Annotated in this window: 19 protein-coding genes and 2 tRNA genes; 12 read left to right on the top strand and 9 right to left on the bottom strand. The window is 61.0% G+C overall.

What is annotated here, in order from left to right; translation table 11 throughout:
* Positions 1–186 precede the first annotated feature (186 nt).
* Both JNJ45_09235 and JNJ45_09230 read left to right on the top strand, forming a co-directional pair.
* Entirely contained in the window at positions 187–1,743 is a 1,557-nt protein-coding gene (locus JNJ45_09235) for a menaquinone biosynthesis decarboxylase (protein MBL8048852.1), read from the top strand.
* A gap of 16 nt (positions 1,744–1,759) precedes the next feature.
* Entirely contained in the window at positions 1,760–2,902 is a 1,143-nt protein-coding gene (locus JNJ45_09230) for a GNAT family N-acetyltransferase (GenBank protein MBL8048851.1), read from the top strand.
* Positions 2,903–2,977: 75 nt separating this feature from the next.
* On the opposite strand, the gene ftsZ is transcribed toward JNJ45_09230, so the two are convergent.
* On the bottom strand, positions 2,978–4,129 hold the full coding sequence (ftsZ, locus tag JNJ45_09225; protein MBL8048850.1) for a cell division protein FtsZ: 1,152 nt from the start codon (positions 4,127–4,129) through the stop codon (positions 2,978–2,980).
* A gap of 132 nt (positions 4,130–4,261) precedes the next feature.
* Between ftsZ and JNJ45_09220 the strand changes: the two genes are divergently transcribed.
* Positions 4,262–5,212, top strand: coding sequence for a Gfo/Idh/MocA family oxidoreductase (locus JNJ45_09220; GenBank protein MBL8048849.1), 951 nt, complete (start codon positions 4,262–4,264; stop codon positions 5,210–5,212).
* Positions 5,209–6,048: a deoxyribonuclease IV gene (locus JNJ45_09215; GenBank protein MBL8048848.1), complete on the top strand. Its 840-nt coding sequence runs from the start codon at positions 5,209–5,211 to the stop codon at positions 6,046–6,048. Before JNJ45_09220 ends, JNJ45_09215 begins: the two co-directional genes overlap by 4 nt.
* Here the strand turns inward: JNJ45_09215 and JNJ45_09210 are convergent.
* On the bottom strand, positions 6,045–7,211 hold the full coding sequence (locus JNJ45_09210; protein ID MBL8048847.1) for an RtcB family protein: 1,167 nt from the start codon (positions 7,209–7,211) through the stop codon (positions 6,045–6,047). The two genes, JNJ45_09215 and JNJ45_09210, sit on opposite strands and share 4 nt — an antisense overlap.
* Positions 7,212–7,611: 400 nt before the next feature.
* Between JNJ45_09210 and JNJ45_09205 the strand changes: the two genes are divergently transcribed.
* Both JNJ45_09205 and JNJ45_09200 read left to right on the top strand, forming a co-directional pair.
* Positions 7,612–8,577, top strand: a complete 966-nt coding sequence (locus JNJ45_09205) for a hypothetical protein (GenBank protein MBL8048846.1) — start codon at positions 7,612–7,614, stop codon at positions 8,575–8,577.
* A gap of 67 nt (positions 8,578–8,644) precedes the next feature.
* Positions 8,645–9,589, top strand: a complete 945-nt coding sequence (locus tag JNJ45_09200; GenBank protein ID MBL8048845.1) for a diguanylate cyclase — start codon at positions 8,645–8,647, stop codon at positions 9,587–9,589.
* A gap of 8 nt (positions 9,590–9,597) precedes the next feature.
* Here the strand turns inward: JNJ45_09200 and JNJ45_09195 are convergent.
* A tRNA-Gly gene (locus JNJ45_09195) sits at positions 9,598–9,672 on the bottom strand.
* A gap of 27 nt (positions 9,673–9,699) precedes the next feature.
* Positions 9,700–9,773, bottom strand: a tRNA-Gly gene (locus JNJ45_09190).
* Between the two features lie 38 nt (positions 9,774–9,811).
* On the opposite strand from JNJ45_09190, the gene JNJ45_09185 reads away from it, so the two are divergent.
* Complete coding sequence (locus JNJ45_09185; protein ID MBL8048844.1) at positions 9,812–11,191, top strand: SLBB domain-containing protein; 1,380 nt, start codon at positions 9,812–9,814, stop codon at positions 11,189–11,191.
* Between the two features lie 4 nt (positions 11,192–11,195).
* A complete protein-coding gene (serS, locus tag JNJ45_09180) occupies positions 11,196–12,470 on the top strand; it encodes a serine--tRNA ligase (protein MBL8048843.1) in 1,275 nt (424 codons plus the stop codon).
* On the opposite strand, the gene JNJ45_09175 is transcribed toward serS, so the two are convergent.
* From JNJ45_09175 to trmD, 4 genes are all read right to left on the bottom strand, one after another.
* On the bottom strand, positions 12,467–13,132 hold the full coding sequence (locus JNJ45_09175; GenBank protein MBL8048842.1) for a hypothetical protein: 666 nt from the start codon (positions 13,130–13,132) through the stop codon (positions 12,467–12,469). The two genes, serS and JNJ45_09175, sit on opposite strands and share 4 nt — an antisense overlap.
* Positions 13,129–14,058: a signal peptidase I gene (gene lepB, locus JNJ45_09170; protein MBL8048841.1), complete on the bottom strand. Its 930-nt coding sequence runs from the start codon at positions 14,056–14,058 to the stop codon at positions 13,129–13,131. The genes JNJ45_09175 and lepB overlap by 4 nt, the downstream gene beginning before the upstream one ends.
* A 5-nt stretch (positions 14,059–14,063) precedes the next feature.
* Positions 14,064–14,420, bottom strand: coding sequence for a 50S ribosomal protein L19 (gene rplS, locus JNJ45_09165; GenBank protein MBL8048840.1), 357 nt, complete (start codon positions 14,418–14,420; stop codon positions 14,064–14,066).
* Positions 14,421–14,484: 64 nt separating this feature from the next.
* Positions 14,485–15,198 carry a tRNA (guanosine(37)-N1)-methyltransferase TrmD gene (trmD, locus tag JNJ45_09160; GenBank protein MBL8048839.1) on the bottom strand — a complete coding sequence of 238 codons (714 nt, stop codon included), beginning with the start codon at positions 15,196–15,198 and terminating at the stop codon, positions 14,485–14,487.
* A gap of 49 nt (positions 15,199–15,247) precedes the next feature.
* Between trmD and gcvH the strand changes: the two genes are divergently transcribed.
* Genes gcvH through JNJ45_09140 form a run of 4 tightly spaced genes read left to right on the top strand, consistent with a single transcriptional unit; the run spans position 15,248 to position 19,138 of the window.
* Positions 15,248–15,628, top strand: a complete 381-nt coding sequence (gene gcvH / locus JNJ45_09155; protein MBL8048838.1) for a glycine cleavage system protein GcvH — start codon at positions 15,248–15,250, stop codon at positions 15,626–15,628.
* On the top strand, positions 15,629–16,963 hold the full coding sequence (gcvPA, locus tag JNJ45_09150) for an aminomethyl-transferring glycine dehydrogenase subunit GcvPA (protein MBL8048837.1): 1,335 nt from the start codon (positions 15,629–15,631) through the stop codon (positions 16,961–16,963). It abuts the gene before it with no gap.
* Positions 16,964–16,967: 4 nt separating this feature from the next.
* Positions 16,968–18,314 carry a ribosome biogenesis GTPase Der gene (gene der / locus JNJ45_09145; protein ID MBL8048836.1) on the top strand — a complete coding sequence of 449 codons (1,347 nt, stop codon included), beginning with the start codon at positions 16,968–16,970 and terminating at the stop codon, positions 18,312–18,314.
* A 5-nt stretch (positions 18,315–18,319) separates the two neighbouring features.
* A complete protein-coding gene (locus JNJ45_09140; GenBank protein ID MBL8048835.1) occupies positions 18,320–19,138 on the top strand; it encodes a hypothetical protein in 819 nt (272 codons plus the stop codon).
* 100 nt (positions 19,139–19,238) lie between these two features.
* On the opposite strand, the gene JNJ45_09135 is transcribed toward JNJ45_09140, so the two are convergent.
* The gene (locus JNJ45_09135) at positions 19,239–20,882 is read right to left on the bottom strand and encodes an Rne/Rng family ribonuclease (GenBank protein MBL8048834.1); all 1,644 of its coding nucleotides are present in this window, start codon (positions 20,880–20,882) and stop codon (positions 19,239–19,241) included.
* Between the last annotated feature and the right edge of the window lie 93 nt (positions 20,883–20,975).

Here is a 20,975-nt window from a genome sequence, read left to right as displayed (position 1 = left end):
ACTCCCCCGGACTTGCTCGCGGGGCTCGCGTCGTCCTCCCGCCCCGACGCGGCTAGTGCTGGCGCTGAGCTGAAAGCTGAGTGCCTGTGCAAAACTCGCTGAGCCAAACTCGCGACCCCAAGAAACCCAAACACCCTATCCGCAAGCCGAACCCCACCCCACCCGCGTAGAATCTAGGAGCACGACATGGCCTACCGCGACTACCAACACTTCCTCGATGCGCTCACCCGCGCCAACGAGCTGCGCGTGATTTCGGAACCGATCAGTCCCTATCTCGAAATCACCGAAATCGCCGATCGCGTGGTCAAGGCGGGCGGCCCGGCGCTGCTGTTCAACAACGTTGTGGGACCGCCGCATCGCTGCGGCACGCCGAACCCCCACAGCGCCGTGATGAACCAGCCGAGCATCCACCCGGCCAGCGCCCCCACCGGCGCGCACAAATACGAAACTCCGGTGGCCATCAACACCATGGCCTCGCGCAAACGCATGGCCATGGCGCTGAGCTGCGACGACTTTGAGGAGCACGCCGACCGCCTGCGCAAGCTGTTGCAAGCGCCCGGCAACATGCCCAAGTCTATCGGCGAGAAAATTCGGTTCGGGCTGGATGCGCTCGGCGAGGTAAAAACCGTCGGCCCCAAGGAGGTCTCCACCGGCATTTGCCAGGAGATTGTGATGCTGGGCGACGAGGTGGACCTGACCCAGTTTCCGATTCTCACCTGCTGGCCGGAGGATGGCGGCCCCTATGTCACGCTGCCGCTGGTTTTTACGCACGACCCCAACACGGGCAAGCGCAATGTGGGCATGTACCGCGTGCAGTTGTACGACAAGAACACGTGCGGCATGCACTGGCAGATTCACAAAACCGGCATGCGCCAAATGGAAGACGCCGGGGCCGCTGGGCGCAAACGCTTCGAGGTCGCGGTGGTGCTGGGCGGCGACCCGGTTTACAACTTCTGCGCGATCTCGCCGTTGCCACCCGGGATCGATGAGATGCTGTTCGCCGGGTTCTTGCGGCGCGAAAACGTGCGGACGGTGAAGTGCAAAACCGTGGACGTGCAGGTGCCGGCCGACGCCGAGATGGTGATTGAAGGCTACGTGGACCCGGGCGAGCGCCGCCTGGAAGGGCCGTTTGGCGACCACACTGGCTACTACTCACTGGCGGGCGACTTCCCGGTGCTGCACGTGACCGCCGTGACCATGCGCAAAAGCCCCGTTTGGCCCGCGACGATTGTCGGCGTGCCGCCGATGGAAGATGGCTGGATGGGCAAGGCGGTGGAACGCATTTTTATGCCGCTGATTCAGCTGACCGTGCCCGAAATTGTGGACATGAACCTGCCCGTGGACGCCTGCTTCCACAACGTCGCGTTTGTCTCGATAAAGAAAAAGTACGCCGGCCACGCATACAAGGTGATGAACGCGATTTGGGGGCTGGGGCAGCTTAGCTTTACCAAAATGGTGTTCATTTTCGACGAGGATTGCAACGTGCAAGATATCGGCGAAGTGCTCTTTCGCTTAGGAGCGAACTGCGACCCGGGCCGCGACGTGCTGCACTCGCGCGGACCGATTGATCAGCTCGATCACGCGGCGCAGATTGAGGGGTTCGGCGGCAAAATCGGGTTCGATTGCACTCACAAATGGCCCGGCGAAAACGGCTTTAACCGCGACTTTCCCAAGCTCATCAAGATGTCGCCGGACGTGGTTTCGCGAATTGATTCGATCTGGGAAAAGCTCGGACTTGGCTAGCGGGTAGATTCTGCCCATGGTCGAATTTCGTTGGCAAGAATCGCAAGCCGATTTGGATGCGCTATTGTTGGTGCTGGCCGACGTGTATCGCCGCGGCAAACCCGTCGATCCGCCGCAGCTCAAGCCGGACGAAATCGGCGCGATCGGCCTGGTGGATGGCCGGGTTGGCGCGGGATTTTTGGTGATGGACATGCAGGTTTCGCGGCGCGCCGCGACCTTGCCTTGCGCGGGCGTGGCCGCGGTGGGCGTGTTGCCCGAGGCGCGGCATGGCGGGCTCGGCTCGGCCATGATGCGCTGGTCGCTGGCCGCCATGCGCGATCGCGGCTACGACCTCGCGTGCCTTTATCCGTTCCGCGAGACCTACTACGGCAAATTTGGCTACGCGACCGCCGGCGTGCGCGTGATGATCGAATGTCCGCGCGACCGCATGCCCGACTTGCCCATGACGTTGCCTGTGCGACGCATTGCGCCCGAGAATGTGGCCGACTTGGATTCCGCGCTGGTTCCCTACGCGCGTCGGCACAGCGGGGTGAACCTTCGCTCCGCTGACAACTGGCAGCGCCGCCTCGGCGAAACTCCGCCGATGATTTATGCCTTTGGCGAACCCGCGCAAGCCTATCTTTGGACGAGCCTGGAAGGAATGTTTTGGGACGACCTCACGGTCGGCGAACTCATCTACGCCACGCGTGAAGGCTACGAGTCGGCGCTCGGCTTTCTGCGCACGCTCGGCATCAATCGCGGGGCGATATCCTGGCGCGAATCCAGCCTGAGTCCGTTCGTTATTCACCATTTGGATAGTAACGTCAAAGTCTCGTACGACCGTTTAACCATGTGGCGAGTTTTGGACGTGCCTCGCACCTTTGGTCGGCTGCAAACGAACGAGTCTGGCAGTTTCTGCTTTGCTCTCACCGACGATCTCCTGCCTGACAACGCGGGCACATGGCGAGTCAACTTCTCGCCCGCGGGCGTGACGATTGAGCCGGGAAGCGATCCCGATTTCTCGCTCGACATCCGCCAGCTTTCGCCCGCCTTTCTCGGTCAGCCGAGCCTACGCGAATTCGCCGAGTTGGGGCTTATCCAGGTTCATCGACCGGAGCGGATCGCGGAAGCCGAGCGGTTGCTTTCTCCGACGCCGACGCTGTGTCCTGACTTTTTCTGAGGCAAAAAAATGCCCCGGGGTGGCCGGGGCGAGTGTTGGACCAGTACGTAGCGTTATGCTTCTAAGTCGTTCTCTTTAGTTCATGCCGAACTTTTGGCGGCGAAGGAAGGCGGGAATGTCAACGTCTACTTCGTCCAGCGCAATGTCCTGCGGCATGGTCGGTTGCGGGGTCGACGGTTGCGGGGCAACCACGCCCGGGCGATCCGTCGGCACCGTGTTCGTAAAGACGGCGTTCGGTCGCGCGGCGGCGCGCGCGTTTTCCGGCATGCCCGCGGCCAGCAGCGTGATGTAAACCTCGCCTTCCTGCCCGTCGCGGGTGACCTGACCCATGTAAACCTCGGCTTCCTCGGGGTCGGCAAACTGCATGATGTATTCCATCGCGTCGTGAGCCTCGCCGATCGTAAAGTCGCGTCCGGCGGTGATGTTCACCAGCAGCTTGGTCGCGCCCTCGACATTGGTTTCGATGAGCGGGCTGCTGACCGCCGCTTGAGCCGCCAATCGAGCGCGTTGCTCGCCGATGCCGCGACCCATCCCCATGAGCGCCACGCCGGCTTCCTTGAGCACGCTGCGCACGTCGGCAAAGTCCACGTTGATGAGGCCCGGCAGATAAATGATGTCGCTGATGCCCTGGACGCCTTGCCGCAGCACATCGTCGGCGGCCTTAAACGCGGCCTGCATCGTGGTCTTCTTTTCGACAAACTGAACAAGCTTGTCGTTGGGCACCGTGATGAGCGTGTCCACGTGCTCGCGGAGTCGCGCGGCACCTTCTTCGGCTTGGCGCTTGCGGCGCGGACCTTCAAACAAAAATGGTTTGGTCACCACCCCGACGGTGAGAATGTCGAGGCTGCGCGCGATTTGCGCGACAACCGGGGCGCCACCCGTGCCCGTGCCGCCGCCCATGCCGGCGGTGATAAACACCATGTCGGTGCCGGCGAGCAGCTCGGCGATTTCCTTTTCGCTTTCCTTGGCCGCGCGCTGCCCGATTTCGGGGTCGCCGCCTGCACCCAAGCCGCGGGTCACGCCCGTGCCCAGTTGCATGCGGATGTTGGCCCGACTCGCCTCGAGGGCTTGCTCGTCGGTGTTGAGCGAAACGAACGTGACGCCGGCCACGCCGACTTCCACCATTCGGTTAACAGCGTTGCCACCAGCGCCACCCACGCCGATGACCTTGATATTGGCCTGATTGTCGAAAAGACTTTCTGGTTTCACGTTCACTCCTTGATCCATGCACACCTTCCGTAGAATTGGTGTAAATGTCTGGACGCCGAGCGTGGTTTGTTTGGCGCTGCCATTTCTTAACCATATGGAGAAAACCTGTGGAAAAGTGGAAAACCCCGGATGAGTGAGTAGACTGGCGGCATGTCAGTTCGAGTTGGTTTGGCCGGAGTGAGCCACGTCCATGCGGGCAGTTACCGCGCTTGCCTGGGTGACGCGTACATCGGGTTTTGGGACGAAGACGGCGGAGATTTCGGTCGCGGCGAAACCGTGTTCGCGAGCCTCGACGCACTTTTGGATGCGTGCGACGCGGTTGTCATTGCCGGCAACAACGTCTCGCACCGCGCGATCGCTTTGGCCGCGTTTGCGCAGGGCAAGCACGTGCTCTGCGAGAAGCCGCTGGCGCCCACCATAGCCGACGCGGAGGCGATGATCGCCGCCGCCAAGCAGGCGGATCGCGTGCTGATGACGGCGTTCCCCTGCCCTTATTCTCCGGCGTTTGAGCGCGCGTTGGCGCGGGTTCAGCGCGGCGAAATCGGGACGCTCAAAGCCGTCTGCGCGACCAATCGCGGCACCTGCCCCGGCGGCTGGTTTATGGACCCCGCCCAAAGTGGCGGCGGCGCGTTACTTGACCATTCGGTTCACGTCGCCGATTTGCTTCGGCGCTTGCTCGGCGAAGAGCCGACCAGCGTGGCCGCCACGGTCGGCAACAACCTTCGGCAAGGCGCGGTGGAGGACACCGCCATGATCACGATGAACTACCCAAGCGGGGTCTTCGCCACGCTCGATGCGTCGTGGTCGCGCACCAGCAGCTACCGCACGTGGGGCGATGTCACGCTCAACATCGTCGGCACCGAGGGGGTGATTGAAGTGGATTTGTTCGGCCCGGGCATCGACGTTTACTCCGACACCAAGCCATCCCACCGAATGGATAGTTACGGCGCCAACTTAGATGACCTTATGGTGAAAGACTTCTTGCGATGCATCGCCGAGGGCGGCGCGCCGCGGTGCACCGGCGAGGATGGTCTGGCCGCCACCCGCGTCGCGGAGATGGCCTACGCCAACCTGACTTCGGCCATGGCGACTGCCCGATGAGCGCGCAACTGCTCGGCGCGCACGTCCCGACCGCCGGAGGCTTGGTCACCGCCTTCGACCGCGCCGAAGCCATCGGCTGCACCGCTGTACAAGTGTTCACGACCAGCCCGAGGCAGTGGGCTGCCCGTCCGCTGACCGACGAGGTGCTGCAAAAGTGGCATGCGCGCAAGGCCGTCAGCCCGATTCAGGCGTACGTGTCGCACGATAGTTACCTGGTGGACCTCAGCTCCGAGATTCCGGAAAACCAGGAGAAGTCCATCAACTTTCTGGTCGGCGAGCTCACCCGTTGTGCCTTGCTCGAGATTCCCTATTGCGTCAGCCACATGGGGTCCGGTCGCGACGCCGCGCCCGCCCTGGCGACCATCGCCGAAAACACCCGGCGCGTGCTCGGCGAAACCCCCGACAGCGTGATGCTGCTGATGGAGACGACCGCCGGCCAGGGCCGCGACTTGGGCTACCGTTTTGAGCATTGGGCGCTGGTGATGGAGCTACTCGGCAACCCGGCGCGCCTGGGCATTTGCCTAGATACCTGCCACATCTTCGCCGCCGGGTACGACATCCGTACGCCAGAAACCTACGAGGCATCCATGGCCGAATTCGAGCGTCTGCTTGGCTTCGACAAGCTCAAATGCGTCCACTGCAACGATTCCAAAAAGAAATACGGCAGCCGCGTGGACCGGCACGAAGCCATCGGCGACGGCGAGATTGGGCCCGAAGCGTTCCGCTGCCTCGTCAACGATCCGCGGCTCGAGCAGACGATGATCGTTCTCGAAACCCCTGACGCCGAGACCATGCACGGCGTCAATTTACAACGACTAAGAGACCTTCGAGCTTAATCCTTATAGGGGTCATAGGTCTTGGCGGGCGCCATCAGCACGCCCACCGGAGTGAGAGTGTGCAGAATCCGCACGGTCTTACTGTGCAGCTTGAGCACCTCGGGCAGTCGCTTGTAGCAGTGCGGCGATTCGTCCGTCCCGCCGCCGCGAAGCATCACTTTCTGTTCGGCGAGCCAGGCTTCCATCATTCGCACGGTCACCGCGCCTCCCATGCGCTTCATTCCCTTCTTTTTGCCCGCGGCTTCCGTGCGCGACATCACGCGACCGGCTCCGTGGACGGTCGAGTACATGGCCAGCGACGAATACTCGTGCTCAACCCCCTCCAGAATCACGGAGATGTCGCCCATGGATCCGCCGACAAAGCCCTTTTGGCCCGGAAAGGCGGGCGTTGCCCCCTTGCGGATGACCCAAAAGTCCTCGCCGTCGTGGGTTTCTCGCCACGCGAAGTTGTGGTGGTTATGAACCTCCTCCAGAATGTGCGCACCCAAGATGCGGGCCACCTTGCCGCACACCCAGTCACGCCCGGCATAGGCATATTCCCCACCCAGACGCATGTGCGCCAAGTAGCTGTCGCCCAGTTCGGAGCCGACTTCCAGCAAGCAAGCGGGGTCGTGCATTCCGGTGCGCGCCCCCGCCGCCTTCAGGTGCCAAGTGGCAATGTGGTGGCCAAGTCCGCGCGAACCGAAGTGCACGCCGACCCACACGCGATCGGCCTCGTCAGTGAAGAGGTCCACGTAACGGTTTCCGCTTCCCACGGTGCCGAGTTGCGCCTGGGCTTTCGCCTTGTGGCCGGCGAGAACCTCGCTTGACCAAAGCGGGTCGTCGAACAGTTCATGGTCCACCACCTCCTGGTTGGCGCGACCGATCCCGAAGCTGATTTTCGCCTCGATCTCGTCCATGAACTTGGTCAACCGGCGGCGAAGTTCGACGCCGGTCATGTCGGTCAGTACAGCTTTATTGCCGCAGGCAATGTCGTAACCCACGCCACTGGGCGAGATGTGGTTCTTGTACGCGGCGACCCCACCGATCGGCATCGAATAGCCGACGTGGTGGTCCGCCATGAGGGCGACTCGGTCGGCCTCTTGAGCAATTGTTCTGATCTGGGTGAGAGCTCCTTCTTGGACTGGCTCTCCCCAAACGGGTATTCCATCATAGTTGTGCATTGGTTTTCCTGTTGAGGAGATGGGAAGGCGCACGCAAAAAGAGATTGGGCTCGCTTTGCGGCGCGAGCCCAATCTCGAATTTGCTAGATTTATCGAGGTGCTAGACGCGCGTCCAGATGGTCGGCATGGTAGTGCCGCCATAGAAATTTGGATTTACGAAAAGTCCTCGCATGGACAGAATTATGCCCGCAAGACTTGACCCGTGTCAACCCTTGCGAGGATTAGTAGAGACCTTTCTAGGCAATTATCCCGGGGCACATGCTGCGGTGGAAAACTCAGGGGAAAATATCGTTATTGCGGTCAGAAACCCCTATGTTTCGCGGTCCAGCATCGGTAACAATAACGTGACTTCTCGGCCCGTTAGGGGATGGGTCCAGAGGTGCGCCGAGAATACGAATCCATGTCAGAATTTGCCCACGAATCCAATTCCTCGAAGGTGGATCAACGGCACCTTTTCGACCGATTTGTGCGCATTCCCAGCAACGCTTACGCTTGCGAATCGGCGATCTCCTTGCTGCAAGGCATGAGCCGCTTCGTACTGTTCTCCGGCCCGAGCGGTTGGGGGAAAAGTCACCTGCTACGGAACCTGGCGCAGGTGCTCTCCGAGCGTCTCGGCGAGACGGTTCCCATTCACCGCGGCGAGAGCTGGATCCTCAAGCCCGAGCGGGCCGATTCGCCCGCGCCCCTTCTACTGGAGCACGTGCAGATCATCGGCGCGAGCCCCCGCGTTAGGCAACGCCTTCGCCTGATCTTGGAACGCCGGATTCGCGGCGGCAAACCGACGGTGCTCACCCACACGCAGGAGCGCGGCGGCCGATTTTTGCCACTGTTGTTGCCGGGCGGATCCCATTGGCGACAGGCCACGCTCAAGACGCCTACGCTGGCTGAGCGCGTGGTGATGGTGCACCAGATGTCCCTGAACAGCGACTTGCGCCTTCCGCCGCACCTCGTCAGCTTTGTCGCCCGTCGCGCCGGCCGCACCGGCACTTCCATCTCGAGCGCGCTGCAACGCCTGCAACTAGTCTCGCCCGATTGGCATGAGCCGCACATGGCCTTGCGCGCGGCGGGGATCCTCGGCCCGATTCTTGGCGAAGAAGGCGGCTGGGATGTACGCGACCACATCTTCGAATCGCTGCAGCCGCCGCTCTCCGCGCTCGCCACCACCGCCCGAGAGGAGTTTGCGATTTACATGATGCTGGAGGTTCACGCCCTCAGCGAGGATCAGGTCGCCTGCTACTTTGGGCGCACCAGCGGGCAGGTGTATCGCATCGCCAAAAAGGTCGCGGGCAAGGTTGCCAGCGGAGAATATGCGCCGCTGCAACGCGAGTGTTCCGACCGATTGTTGGATAGCTTTTTTGCATCGTAAAAGTGCTAGCTATTGGTCGAACCCCGGCAAATACTGTCGCCCTTTCGCGTCTATTTAGGTTAGTATTGTGACGTTCTCGCCAATGCAGCAACTCTCCGATTTGAACCTGATGCCCGTGTGGGTGACGCCGAGCCATCGCGCGCTTTCGGCGCGGGTTCTCATGCAGGGTCACTTGCTCAAAGCGCTGCCCGTTTTGGAGGGCGGCGACATCGTCGGGCTCATCACGCTCGAACGCGCCGTCGGCGCGGCGGACGAGGTCGAAGTGCGGCAGATTATGCTTCCCGAGGTGACCGTGATGGATGGCTCAACGACGCTCGTGAAGGCCGCTCAGCTGTTCGTGGATCGCCAAATTGAAACCGCCGCCGTGGTGGATCGCGGCCAGCTTCAGGGCATGGTGACCGTCCACGCCTTGCTGCGCGAGTTGCGGCGCACGTGGGACCCGCTAACCGGGCTCGGTTGGAGCGATCGCCTGCGCGAGTGGGGCAGCGAAATGCTCACAAGCGGCCGCGAAATCAGCATCATTTTCATTGACATCAATCGGTTTGGCGAGTTCAATAAGCGGTTTGGCCACATCGTCGGCGACCGCGTGTTGCAACGCGTCGCGCAGCTGCTCAAGCGGGAGATTGATCCCACGCGTGATGTGGTCGTGCGCTACGGTGGCGACGAATTCGCGATCGGCACACCGCGGCTGGCCGACGAAGCTGAGGCCCTGCGTGAGCGGCTGATGAGCGCCGCCGAAAGCATGACCGCGACCGAGGAGGGCCAACCGATTACCTATAGCATTGGCATCGGCGGCGGCCGCCGCACCAAGTTGCGCGAGGACGCCCACATTCCCTCGATGCTCGACGAAATTATCAACAACGCCAGCCGCGACGCCCTCGCCCGCAAGCCGCTGGCGAAGGACGAAAACCGGTTGGAAGTGGTGAGCGGCGAACGCGAACGCGAATCCCAAACTCCGCCGCCGATTACGATTAACGAGCCGCCGGCCTTCCGCCCGCGCTTCGATCCGTAAGAAAATTCTGGAGCGGGCGACGCGATTCGAACGCGCGACCCTCTGCTTGGGAAGCAGATGCTCTACCCCTGAGCTACGCCCGCACTCCAACCTAGACGATACCAGAAGCTTGGAGCGGGTGGCGGGAATCGAACCCGCATAGCCAGCTTGGAAGGCTGGAGCTTTACCACTAAGCTACACCCGCAGAACCGCGAGTTTACCCAAGGCTTCATAATAAGGGCGATGCTGCGCCGTGCGCTCCTTCCCATCCTGCTGCTTATCGCGATCCCCGCCGGGCTCGTGGCGCAGACCGCCGCCAAACTTCGCTCCGGCGACCGCTTGCGGATCACCGTGCTGGAGCACCTCCCCTTCTCGGGCGAGTTCCGCATCATGAACGATGGCAGCGTCTCGGGGGACGGCTTCGGCCGCGTCGTCCTGGCCGGCAAAACCTTGTCCCAAGCCAACGAGGCGATCCGCGCCGCGCTCGCAAAGCGGCTCAAGGATCCGCACGTCACGGTGAGCCTGCTCGAGCAACGCCGCGACGTGGTCTACATCGTCAACCTCGCGTCGAGCATCCGGCTCCCGCAATCGGCGAGCGGCGCCACCGAGATTCAACCGGGAACGACCGTGCGCCAAGTGCTCGGCGGCACCGGCGAGGCCACTGAGCCCGACCGCATTCGTGTTCGCGTCATGCGCGGCGCGCAGACACTCGCTACCGCCACGCTCGCCGAGGTTCTCCGTGGACCCGCCGGCGCGACCAAGCTTCAATCCGAGGATGTGGTCATTGTCGAACCCGCGCCCCAATCGCGCGTTTGGGTGACCGGCAACGTCGCCCGACCTGGCTCCATCCTCGTGCCGCAAGGCGCAAACGTGCAGCAAGCTGTGGCCGCCGCGGGCGGGATCAATGGCGACGCGAACGACTTTGAGCTCTTCGTGCGTCGCGGCCCCGAAAGCATTCCCGTGAGCCTGAACCGCGGCCCCAACGCGGCGCCGTTTGCGCTGCAAGATGGCGACACCCTGAGCATCGAAACCCCGGAGCGAGTGACGGTAGTTGTGGACGGCGAGGTGAAAGAGCCGAAGGAAGTCTCCGCCAAGCGCAGCGATCTGAGTCTGGAAAAGCTCATTGCCCAAGCCGGGGGCGCGTTGCCCACGGCCACGCTCTCCAACGTGCTCATCGCTCGCCAAGGCGAAACGTTCCGCATTGACCTGAACCAACTCCTGCGCGAGGGTCGCCCCCTCGACTTCCAAATCCGTTCGGGCGATTACATCTACGTCCGGCCGAACGAGCGCCGATTCTTTGTCGTGGGTGAGGTCACCACCGCCGGCGAATTCCTCATGAAGGATGGCGTCGAGGTGCGGCTAGCCGACGCTCTGGCCCGCGCCAATGGCCTCCGACCAACCGGCTCGCTTCTGCGAGTCGCGGTTGCTCGACCCGACAAGAACGGCAAGTACGTCGTGACGACCTACAACCTCGACCGCTTTATCAAAGACGGCAAACTCGACGACAACCCGGTGCTCCAACCCGATGATGTCGTCTACTTCGGCACGCCCAAGGGCATTCGCCTCACCGACGTCAGCACCGCCCTCTCCGGCCTGCTCATTATCCGCTCCCTCGGACGCTAAATTTATGATTGATCGCAATCGCCTTCGGACACAACAAGAAGCTCTGCAACAGGGCTTCGCCGCCAAGAACATTCAGGTCGATCTCTCGGCTTGGAATGCGCTCGACCAGCAGCATCGCTCGCTTCTGCAGGAAGTCGAGAGCGCGCGCGCCGAGCAAAACAAGGCGAGCAAGGAAATTGGAGCGCTCATGGCCCAGGGCAAGCGCGACGAGGCCGAAGCCGCCAAGAGCGCGGTGGCCGGATTCAAGACGATCATCGGCACCAACGAGCCTAAGCTCGCCGAGATCGAAGCCGAGATGGTGACGATGGAGCAACGCATGCCGAACCCGCCGCACGCCGACGTGCCGGTGGCGTTTAGCGAAGCGGACAACCTTATCGTCCGCGAGTGGGGCGAGCGTCCGACCAACGTCGCGCCGATTCCGCACTGGGAATCCGCCGCGAAAATGGGCATGCTCGACCTGGAGCGCGCCGCAAAAATCAGCGGCAGCGGCTTCGCGGTCTACACCGGTTGGGGCGCCCGCCTGCAACGCGCGTTGTTCAACTTCATGATCGACCACCAAACCATGACCAACGGCTACCGAGAAATCTATCCGCCGGTCATCGTGAACTCCAAGTCGCTGTTTGGCACGGCCCAGTTGCCAAAGTTCGAGGAAGACCTCTTTAAGATCGACGACAACAAGTATCTGATTCCGACCGCCGAAGTGCCGGTTACCAACCTGTACGCCGACGAGATTCTCGAGCCCGGCATGGTGCCGATGAAGATGGCTGCGATGTCCGGCTGTTTCCGCCGCGAGGCGGGTTCGGCGGGCAAAGATACCCGCGGAATCCAGCGCGTCCACCAGTTCGATAAGGTCGAGCTTGTGCGCTACGCATTGCCCGAAAACAGCTACGACGACCTCGAGCAGCTCACCCAGGACGCGGCCAGCATTCTGGAGGCCCTGGGCCTGCACTACCGCGTCGCGATGCTATGCTCCGGCGAGCTCAGCGCCAACAACACCAAGTGCTACGACCTGGAAATCTGGTCGCCGGGCATGGAGAAGTACCTTGAGGTCTCCAGCTGCTCCAACTTCGAAGACTTCCAGGCGCGGCGCGCCAACATCCGGTTCCGACGCGAAGCGGGTGCTAAGCCCGAGTTCGTGCACACGCTCAACGGAAGCGGCGTCGCCTGCCCGCGGCTGTTCATCGTGTTGCTGGAGTCGCTGTATAAACCGGGTTACGGCATGGATGTGCCGGCGGCGCTCCAACCTTATGTTGGGGCGGCGCACATTCCTGAGCTTTAGTCTCGGTCCAAATTGCGGAGAATGGAGGCTGCGTATTCACGCAGCTCCTCGTCTGCGTCCGCAAGAAAATACTCGAAGTCGTCTCGCGACGCGCAGCCGTGTTCAAGATAGTTCAGCACGTAGTAACGCACCATGCGATCGGGATGCGCTCGAAAGGGCCTGACCTGCTCACGTGTCGCCGGGGGCGAATGCCACATGAACGCGTAGATGCAACTCCGAATGATGCATTCGTACTGACCCTCGAACAAATGACTACTGACCAACTCATGATCGTAGTGGTTACGCTCCCAACAAATGCCATCGATCACAAACGCGGTCAGCCAAGGATTTTTTGAGGCGGCGAGCAAACGAACTAAGCAGTCATGGGAGGCTTCCGTGTCAGCCGCTCCGATGGCCTCCAGTAAGAGTGAGACGAGCGGGTGAAGATCGAAGAAATTCTGCTCAAAAGGCTCAGCGAGAAGCCGCTCCACCTTTTTGATCAGCTGCCGGTGACCGATACGGTATCGCCGCACCTGATAGTACACACAAGAGGATCTCTGAAGATCCTCATCCTCTCCGTGAAGGATGTCACAGAGAAGCAAACTTGCCTCCGACTTTATGTTCGGATACAGGTGGCGAAGCGTGGCAATGTGGTGTTCCTCACGCTCCGAAGTCTGCGTCACTTTCCTAAGGTAACTGACTTTGTTCGGCTCATGCGACCAACCGGGAAGAAGATCACTTCGCTCCGCCCGATGATGTCGTCGCGATCAACGAGTCCCCAAAACCGACCGTCGCCGGAGTTGTTGCGGTTGTCGCCAACCATCAGGAACTTGCCATCGGGAATCTTCGCCGCCGGCTTCTTCCAAATCTCGTCTACCTCCACGGGGTCGGTCACCATCTTGCCCATCACGAGCAGGTAGGTCGGCCCTTGGGAGTTATAGCGCTGCACGGCCAGCAGTTTGCCGCCTTGCTCGACCATCTTAAAGTCCATCACCGCGTTGGCGCTGACATCGGTCGGTTCGATCGGATTGAACGTGCGCTCGTTCAGGGCGAGGCTAAAGTGCATGGCCTTGTCCTCAACGAACTTGCCGTTGAGCTTCAGGCGGTTGTCGTCCATCTCAACCACGTCGCCCGGCACGCCAAGCAGACGCTTGATGTAGCTCGTGTCGGGGGCGGTACCGGGAGGGCCTTGCTCAATGGCAAGAGCCGGCGGACGGAAAATGACGATGTCGCCGCGCTCCGGCTCGTTAAACCGATAGACCCACTTGTTGGCAATGATCATGTCGCTGACCATCAAAGTCGGCACCATCGAGCCCGAAGGGATCACGAAGGTCTGCAGGATAAACGGCCGAATGACCATGAACACGAAAATGCCCGCGTACACAATGGCATCGAGCAGTTCCGTGGCGAAGCGCAAGGCCCGCAGGTTGCCCGATTGCCGCAGGTGCGCCGGAGCGCGGTGCAGAACCGGGTTGATGGCCAGGCGCAGAATCGTGGCCACGAGGCACACGATGACGATAACGCTAATTTTCGTCCGAGCGATCGAGTCAATAAAATTGACCGTAGGGCTCGTCTGCGATTGCGCGAGAAAGGGAGCGAGAAACTCCACGCTGATTAGAAGGTTCGCTTTTCCTTAATGCGAGCGGCCTTACCCACCTTGTCGCGGAGGTAGTAGAGCTTGGCGCGTCGCACCTTACCGCGGCGCATGACCTCAATCTTGGCCACGAGCGGCGAGTGGATCGGGAACGTTCGCTCCACGCCGATCGAGTTGCTGATCTTGCGGACCGTAATGTTCTCGGCGATGCCACCGTTCTTGCACGCAATCACGGTGCCTTCAAAAATCTGGATCCGCTCCTTGCCCGCTTCGCGCACCTTACAGTGCACGCGAACCGTGTCGCCGGGGTTGATCTTCGGCAGATCATTCTTGATGTGCTCTTCGGCAACACTCATTAAAATTTGCTGTTTCGACATAACGCTTTCTCTGTTTGCTGGTCAGAGGCGGAGGAAATGGATTTTCCGCTTGACACGAATTCCACTATTCTAGCAGATTCAGATCATCCGCGCCAAGTGGGGCCTGGCAGAAAAGATCAGGACGGTTGGCGCGGGTCAATCGGAGCGCCTGACGGCGATGCCACCGCTCAATTTCTCCGTGATTGCCCTGATGCAGTTCCTCCGGCACGGCCACGCCGTCGTGCTCGCGGGGCTTGGCGAACTGCGGCGAACTCAGCAAACCGCTCGCATGCGAGTCGGCGTCCAAACTCGCCGAGTCGCCGAGCACGCCCGGCACCTTGCGCATAATCGCGTCGGCTATCACCAAACTCGGCAGCTCGCCGCCGGTGAGCACGAAGTCACCAAGCGACAACAAGTCGGTCGCGTACTTCTCGACAATCCGCTCGTCAATGCCCTCGTAGTGCCCGCAGACAAACACCACGCGCGGCGCCTCGGCCAAACTTCGCGCGCTCGCTTCGCTGAATAGCCGCCCGCGCGGATCGGGGAACACCACCCGGTCCCCCTCCCGCAACGACAACGAAGCGAGACAAGCCTCCATGATCGGCGCGAGCAACAGCATTCCGGGGCTCCCGCCGAACGGGCGGTCGTCCACCGTGCGATGCTTGTCGGTGGCGAAGTCGCGCGGATTGCTCGTGTGAACCTCAATCAGGCCGTTGGCTTGGGCGCGCGCCGCCATGCTTTCGCCCATCACGCCGCGAATCATCTCCGGGAAAAGAGACACGAAGTCGAAGCGCAACATAGACACATTATGAATCTGAGCGGGCCGCCTCAGTCATAATAGAGGAGTTATGAGTTCCGTTCCCGCCGATTTGAAGTACACGAAGTCCCACGAGTGGGTCCGCGTCGAAGGCGATGTGGCCACCATCGGCATCACCGATCATGCCCAAAGCGAACTGGGCGACGTCGTGTTTGTCGAGCTGCCGAGCGCCGGACGCTCGCTCAGCGCGGGCGACACGTTTGGCTCGGTTGAAAGCGTCAAGACGGTCAGCGACGTGTACGCCCCCATCGGTGGCGAAGTCACCGAAGCGAACGAAACCCTCGGCGCGCAAAGCGAACTCGTCAACACCGACCCCTACGGCCAAGGATGGTTGATTAAAGTCAAGGTGAGCGACGCCAGCCAGCTCGACGCCTTGATGGATGCCGCAGCATACGGCGGAGTCATCGCCTAAGTGCCCTATATCCCGCACACGCCCGAAGACGAAAAGGAGATGCTCGCCACCATTGGCGTGGACAGCATCGAAGATCTCTTCCGCGAAATTCCTGCCGAGTTGCGCGTCAAGCCCGGTTCGCTGGACATTCCGAATTCGCTGAGCGAAGACCAGCTGTACCAAAAGATGGTGGGCCTGGCTCGCCAAAACCTCGACGCCACCAAGCTTGAGTGGTATCTCGGGGCTGGCCTGTACGATCGCCACATTCCGGCGGTCATCGCTCCGCTCATCTCGCGCGGTGAGTATCTGACCTCGTACACGCCTTACCAACCGGAAATGTCGCAGGGCTACCTGCAAGCCATTTACGAATTTCAGAGCATGATCGCCGAGGTGTACGACATGGACGCCGCCAACGCGAGCATGTACGACGGCGCGACTTCCCTGGCCGAAGCCTGCCTGATGGCCTGCGCGCACACCGGCCGCAAAAAGGTGTATGTCAGCGAGGCGGTTCACCCCAGCTATCGCCAGGTCGTGGAGACCTACCTTTGGGCGACCGAAGATGAAGTCGCCACCATTGACACCACCGACGGGGTGACCACTGGCTACGCCGCCGTGGCCGACGACGCCGGATGCGTAGTCGTGCAATATCCCAACTTCTTTGGCGCGATTGAAGACCTCGCCGAGGCTCGCCGCGTGGCCACCGCCAACGGCGCGCTGCTGGTGGTGGTCGCCGATCCCGTCGCCATGGCGCTGCTCCCGCCGCCAGGCCAATTTGGCGCCGACGTGGTGGTGGGCGAAGGCCAGCCGCTCGGCGTGGCCATGGGCTTTGGCGGACCGCTGGTCGGCCTTTATGCCTGCAAATCCGACTACATGCGCCGCCTTCCTGGCCGCATCGTGGGCCGCACACACGACCACTCGGGTCGGAGCGCATTCACCATGACTCTGCGAACCCGCGAGCAAGACATCCGCCGCGAAAAAGCGACCTCCAACATCTGCACCAACGAGGCGCTGATGGCGCTCGCGAATACGATTTATCTGAGCGCGCTCGGCAAGAACGGCCTCAAATCCGTAGCCACAAGCACCGTCAACAACACGCAATACGCGATGCAAGTCCTAACCGCCGCCGGCGCGAAGCTCAAATTCTCGGGCCGCGTGTTCGGCGAGTTCGTGCTCGATCTCGGACGCGACGCCACCGCGGTGCAAAGCAAGCTTATTGATGCCGGGATCATGCCCGGCCTGCCCTTGGGACCCTACTACTCGGGAATGGACAACTGCATGCTGGTTGCTCTCACCGAGGTTCGCACGAAGGCCCAAATCGATCGGTTCGCCGCAGAGCTGAAGAAGGTCCTGAGCTAACGCCATGGCAGAACGACGCCCGCGTGTGGTGATTGTTGGGCGTCCGAACGTCGGCAAAAGCACCTTGTTTAACCGCATCCTCGGCCGCCGCGTGGCGGTGGTGGAAGACGAGCCGGGCATCACCCGCGACCGTCTTTACGCCGATGTGGATTGGGACGGCAAGCAGTTTCAGCTGGTGGATACCGGCGGGATTCTCTTTGGCGACGAAGATCCGCTTGTGGACCAGATTCGCGTGCAGGCCGAAGTTGCCCTTACCGAAGCCGATGCCGTGCTGTTTTTGGTGGACGTGATTGACGGCGTAACCCCCGCCGACTGGGCGTTGGCCAACCGCCTGCGCAGCATCGAAAAGCCGGTTTACGTGCTCGCCAACAAGGCCGACAACCCCAAGCGGGCCGACATGGCGACCGAGTTTTATGAGCTCGGCCTGGGCGAGGTTGTGCCCGTCAGCGGACTCCACGGACGTGGCGTAAGCGACGTCATGGACGAGATTACGGAAGGCTTTTCTCGCCTGCCGAAGGAAGAAGAAACCGAGGAGATCAGCCTCGCCATCGTCGGCCGCCCGAACGTGGGCAAGTCGAGCATGCTCAACGCCTTTACCGGCGAGCGCCGGGCGATTGTCTCCAACATTCCGGGCACCACTCGCGACGCCATTGACACCGTCGTGGAATATCGCGGCGAGCGATTCCGCCTGATTGACACCGCCGGTTTGCGCCGACGCGGCAAGATTCAGGGGACGGTCGAATACTATATGGCGCACCGTTCGCGGCAAGCCGTCGAGCGATCGCAATGCGCGCTCGTGGTGTGCGACGGCGAAGAGGGTTTGACCGACGGCGACAAGCGCACCATGAAGTTGGCTCACGATGAGGGCCGCGCGCTCGTGGTCGCCGTGAACAAGTGGGACATGGTGGAGCCGCCGGATGGCGCGATCACCCAAATGACTCCGGCCAAGAAGGAGTTCCTGCGCAACATGGTCAACGAAATGCCGGAAACGCGGTACGCCCACGCGCGGTTTACAAGCGCCAAGGAGGAAAAGGGTCTCGAAAAGCTACTCGACGAGGTGTTGGTCGCGGTGGAATCGTGGAATTTCCGTCTCGGCACCGGCCAGCTTAACAAGCTGATTCAGGACGCGGCCTTCGCCCGCCCGTACACCACCAAGGGCAAGCAGCTGAAGATTTACTACGTAACGCAGGTTTCGGCGCGGCCGCCGACGTTCATTTTGTTTGTGAACGACGACGAGCTGGCGCACTTCTCGTACTTGCGGTACCTCGAAAACTGCCTCCGCAAGGTCTACCCGCTGCCGGGCACGCCGATCCGCATGATCGCGCGCGCTCGTCGCCGCGACGAGGAGTAAAGTCCGTGATCGCGTTGCGCGCTTTCTGTCTCGCAGGGCTGGTCGCGACGTGGCAAGTTGCGTTGGCGCAGAGCGATGCGTTTATGCGCGAGATTGATGCACAACTGCTCGCCGCCGATCGGGTTTCAGGTCCGAAGCATCAAGTTCCAACATCTAAGATTTCCTTGTTTGGCCAGATAGATTTAGTGAAGCGACCTAAGCAAGATATGTATCACTTCGTAGCCTTTCAGGCGATAAAAATGGGGGATTTAAGCATTCTAGGAAGGTCAGCAGAGATTATGTTTCCCACCCATCATCGAGACCTAAACTTCGAAAAGAATGGGGCAGGGTATCGGCGTATGGCAGAGCGAGCTGACGCCACCGCCCTCGATATTGTTTGCTATATAGCGTTCCTTGAGAACTGCTTTATCGAAGATGGAAAGTACCTTGTTCGCTACACTGAGCCGAAAATTATCGAACCGGCAAAGAATGGTCGCGGCCCAACAACGCTAGTGCGACGGATTGACACTGGGTACAAGAAGCGACGCTCAGAACTTGACGCATTGTTGTCCAAGCATTGTGGCAAGAGTTGGTTGGCCAACGCCTTTCTCGGGCCGCGCCGCCAAAACCGCAGCGAACTGCTTACCCACATGGAGAATGCTTACAAGCTTGGCGTGCCGCCGCTTTGGGCGAAATACCTCTACGGCAACCTGCTTAACTGGCAGATGCTGAAAACCGACAGCCCCGCCGAAGTTGAACGCACAAAGGTCATGCTCGACAAGTATTTGGCGATCCTTACCAAGCACAACGTCTTCATCCCGAAACCGTTTAAGAAATCGGGCTAACTGTCCAACCCGAATACCGAGGCACTAGTCTCGCGAACGCGGAGATGGTGACCTTACGGGCAGCGTTCCGCACGTTGCCCTCGGCAAGGGGATGTTTGGATCAGCGCCGCGCAACCGCGCCGCTGATAATCACATCGCCGACCGCATAACTGCGCCGAATATCCTGCAAGCAAACCTTAACACGCTGACCAGGCTCGACATCGCTCTCGAGCAATTCGACAAAGTAGCCCGAATCGGTCCACGCCGTCACCTTGCGGCTGCTGTCTTCGCCCGCGGAACGGATGTTCACCTCGAGCACTTGCGCGCGGCGAACGCCCATGTGGTGCGCGTCGAATTCTTCCAACTTGCCCGCCGTAATCGTGTAGTCCTCGTACGGATAGTCGAAGCGCGCCCGCAGATAAACGCCACGGTGCAATTCGTGTTCCAGTTCCTCGATGTTCTCGCCATCGGGACCGATGAGCGATTCCACCATCGCCGGATGGCACTCCACCAAAAACGCGTTGCCCGGACGATCGAGCATGCGGTGCATGTCGCGCTCAATGTTGAGCGAAATCGTGTTGGCGCTCGGAATGCGGCCGCGTCCCAGACAGGTCGGGCAGACCTCGGTGAGGGCTTCGGTCACCGATTCGCTGGTGCGCTTGCGCGTAATTTCCAGCAAACCAAGCGAGCTGATTTTTCCGACGCGAGTGCGCGCCCGATCCTTCTCCAGCATCGCCGAGAAGTGGTCGAACACCTTTTTGCGGTGGTCGGCCGATTCCATGTCGATAAAGTCAATGACGATAATGCCGCCCATGTCGCGCAGACGCAGCTGGCGGCAGACCTCGGTGGCGGCCTCCATGTTCGCCTTGAGAATGGTTTCCGTTAGCGAGGAGTTGCCGACGAGTTTGCCGGTGTTGACGTCCACCGCGGTGAGCGCTTCCATCTCGTCAATGACAAGATACGCGCCCGACTTCAGCCAAACCTTGTGCTGCAGCAGACGCTCGATATCCTGCTCGATGTTGTAAAAGTCGTAGATCGGCTGCTCTTGATCGTACAAGATGATCTTGTCGCGCAGAGCCGGGGCCACCGCCTTCGCGACGACGTGAATCTTTTCGTACTCTTCCGGATCGTCAATGATCAGGCGGTCAATCTCGTCGCCAAAAATGTCGCGAATCGTGCGGTAGAGCAGCGTTTGGTCGCGGTGTACGCAGGCCGGAGCGCGCTGGCGGCGAGCCTGGTCTTTCACCTGCGCCCACAGCTGTTGCAAAAACGCGACGTCGGCTTGCAGTTCCTGCGGCGTGCGACCCTCGCACTCGGTGCGCAGAACCAGACCGAAGCCTTCCGGGATAATGGCGTCGCCGATTTTCTTGAGGCGGTCGCGTTCGCGGCGATCCTCAATCTTGCGGCTCACGCCCACGTGATTGCCTTCCGGCATCAGAACGACGTAGCGACCCGGCAGGGCCACGCGCGTGGTAACACGGGCACCCTTGTTGCCGCGCTGACCCTTGGTCACCTGCACCATGATCTCCTGACCCGGCTTCAGCAGGTCCTTAATCTTGCGGTGACGCAGTTCGCTGCGCTTGATGCTGGCCGGCGAGTTGTCGTGCTTGCTCTCGTCGGGCAAAATGTCTGCAACGTAGAGGAACGCATTGCGCTCCAGGCCGATGTCGACAAAAGCGGCGTCCATGCCCGGCAGAACGTTTTGAACGATGCCTTTGAAGATGCTGCCAACGACCCGCTCTTCTCGCTCAACGCGGTATTCCATCAGATCGCCATCTTCCAAAAACGCAATCCGCGTTTCGCGGAGCGAGGAGTTGACGATAATCTCAACTGCGCCGGGACGTCGTTGTGATTTCTG

The sequence above is a fragment of the Chthonomonas sp. genome (genome assembly GCA_016788425.1).
Classification (GTDB): domain Bacteria; phylum Armatimonadota; class Fimbriimonadia; order Fimbriimonadales; family Fimbriimonadaceae; genus JAEURQ01.
Note: the sequence above shows the minus strand (reverse complement) of the source record. Positions and strands in the feature narration are given on the sequence as shown.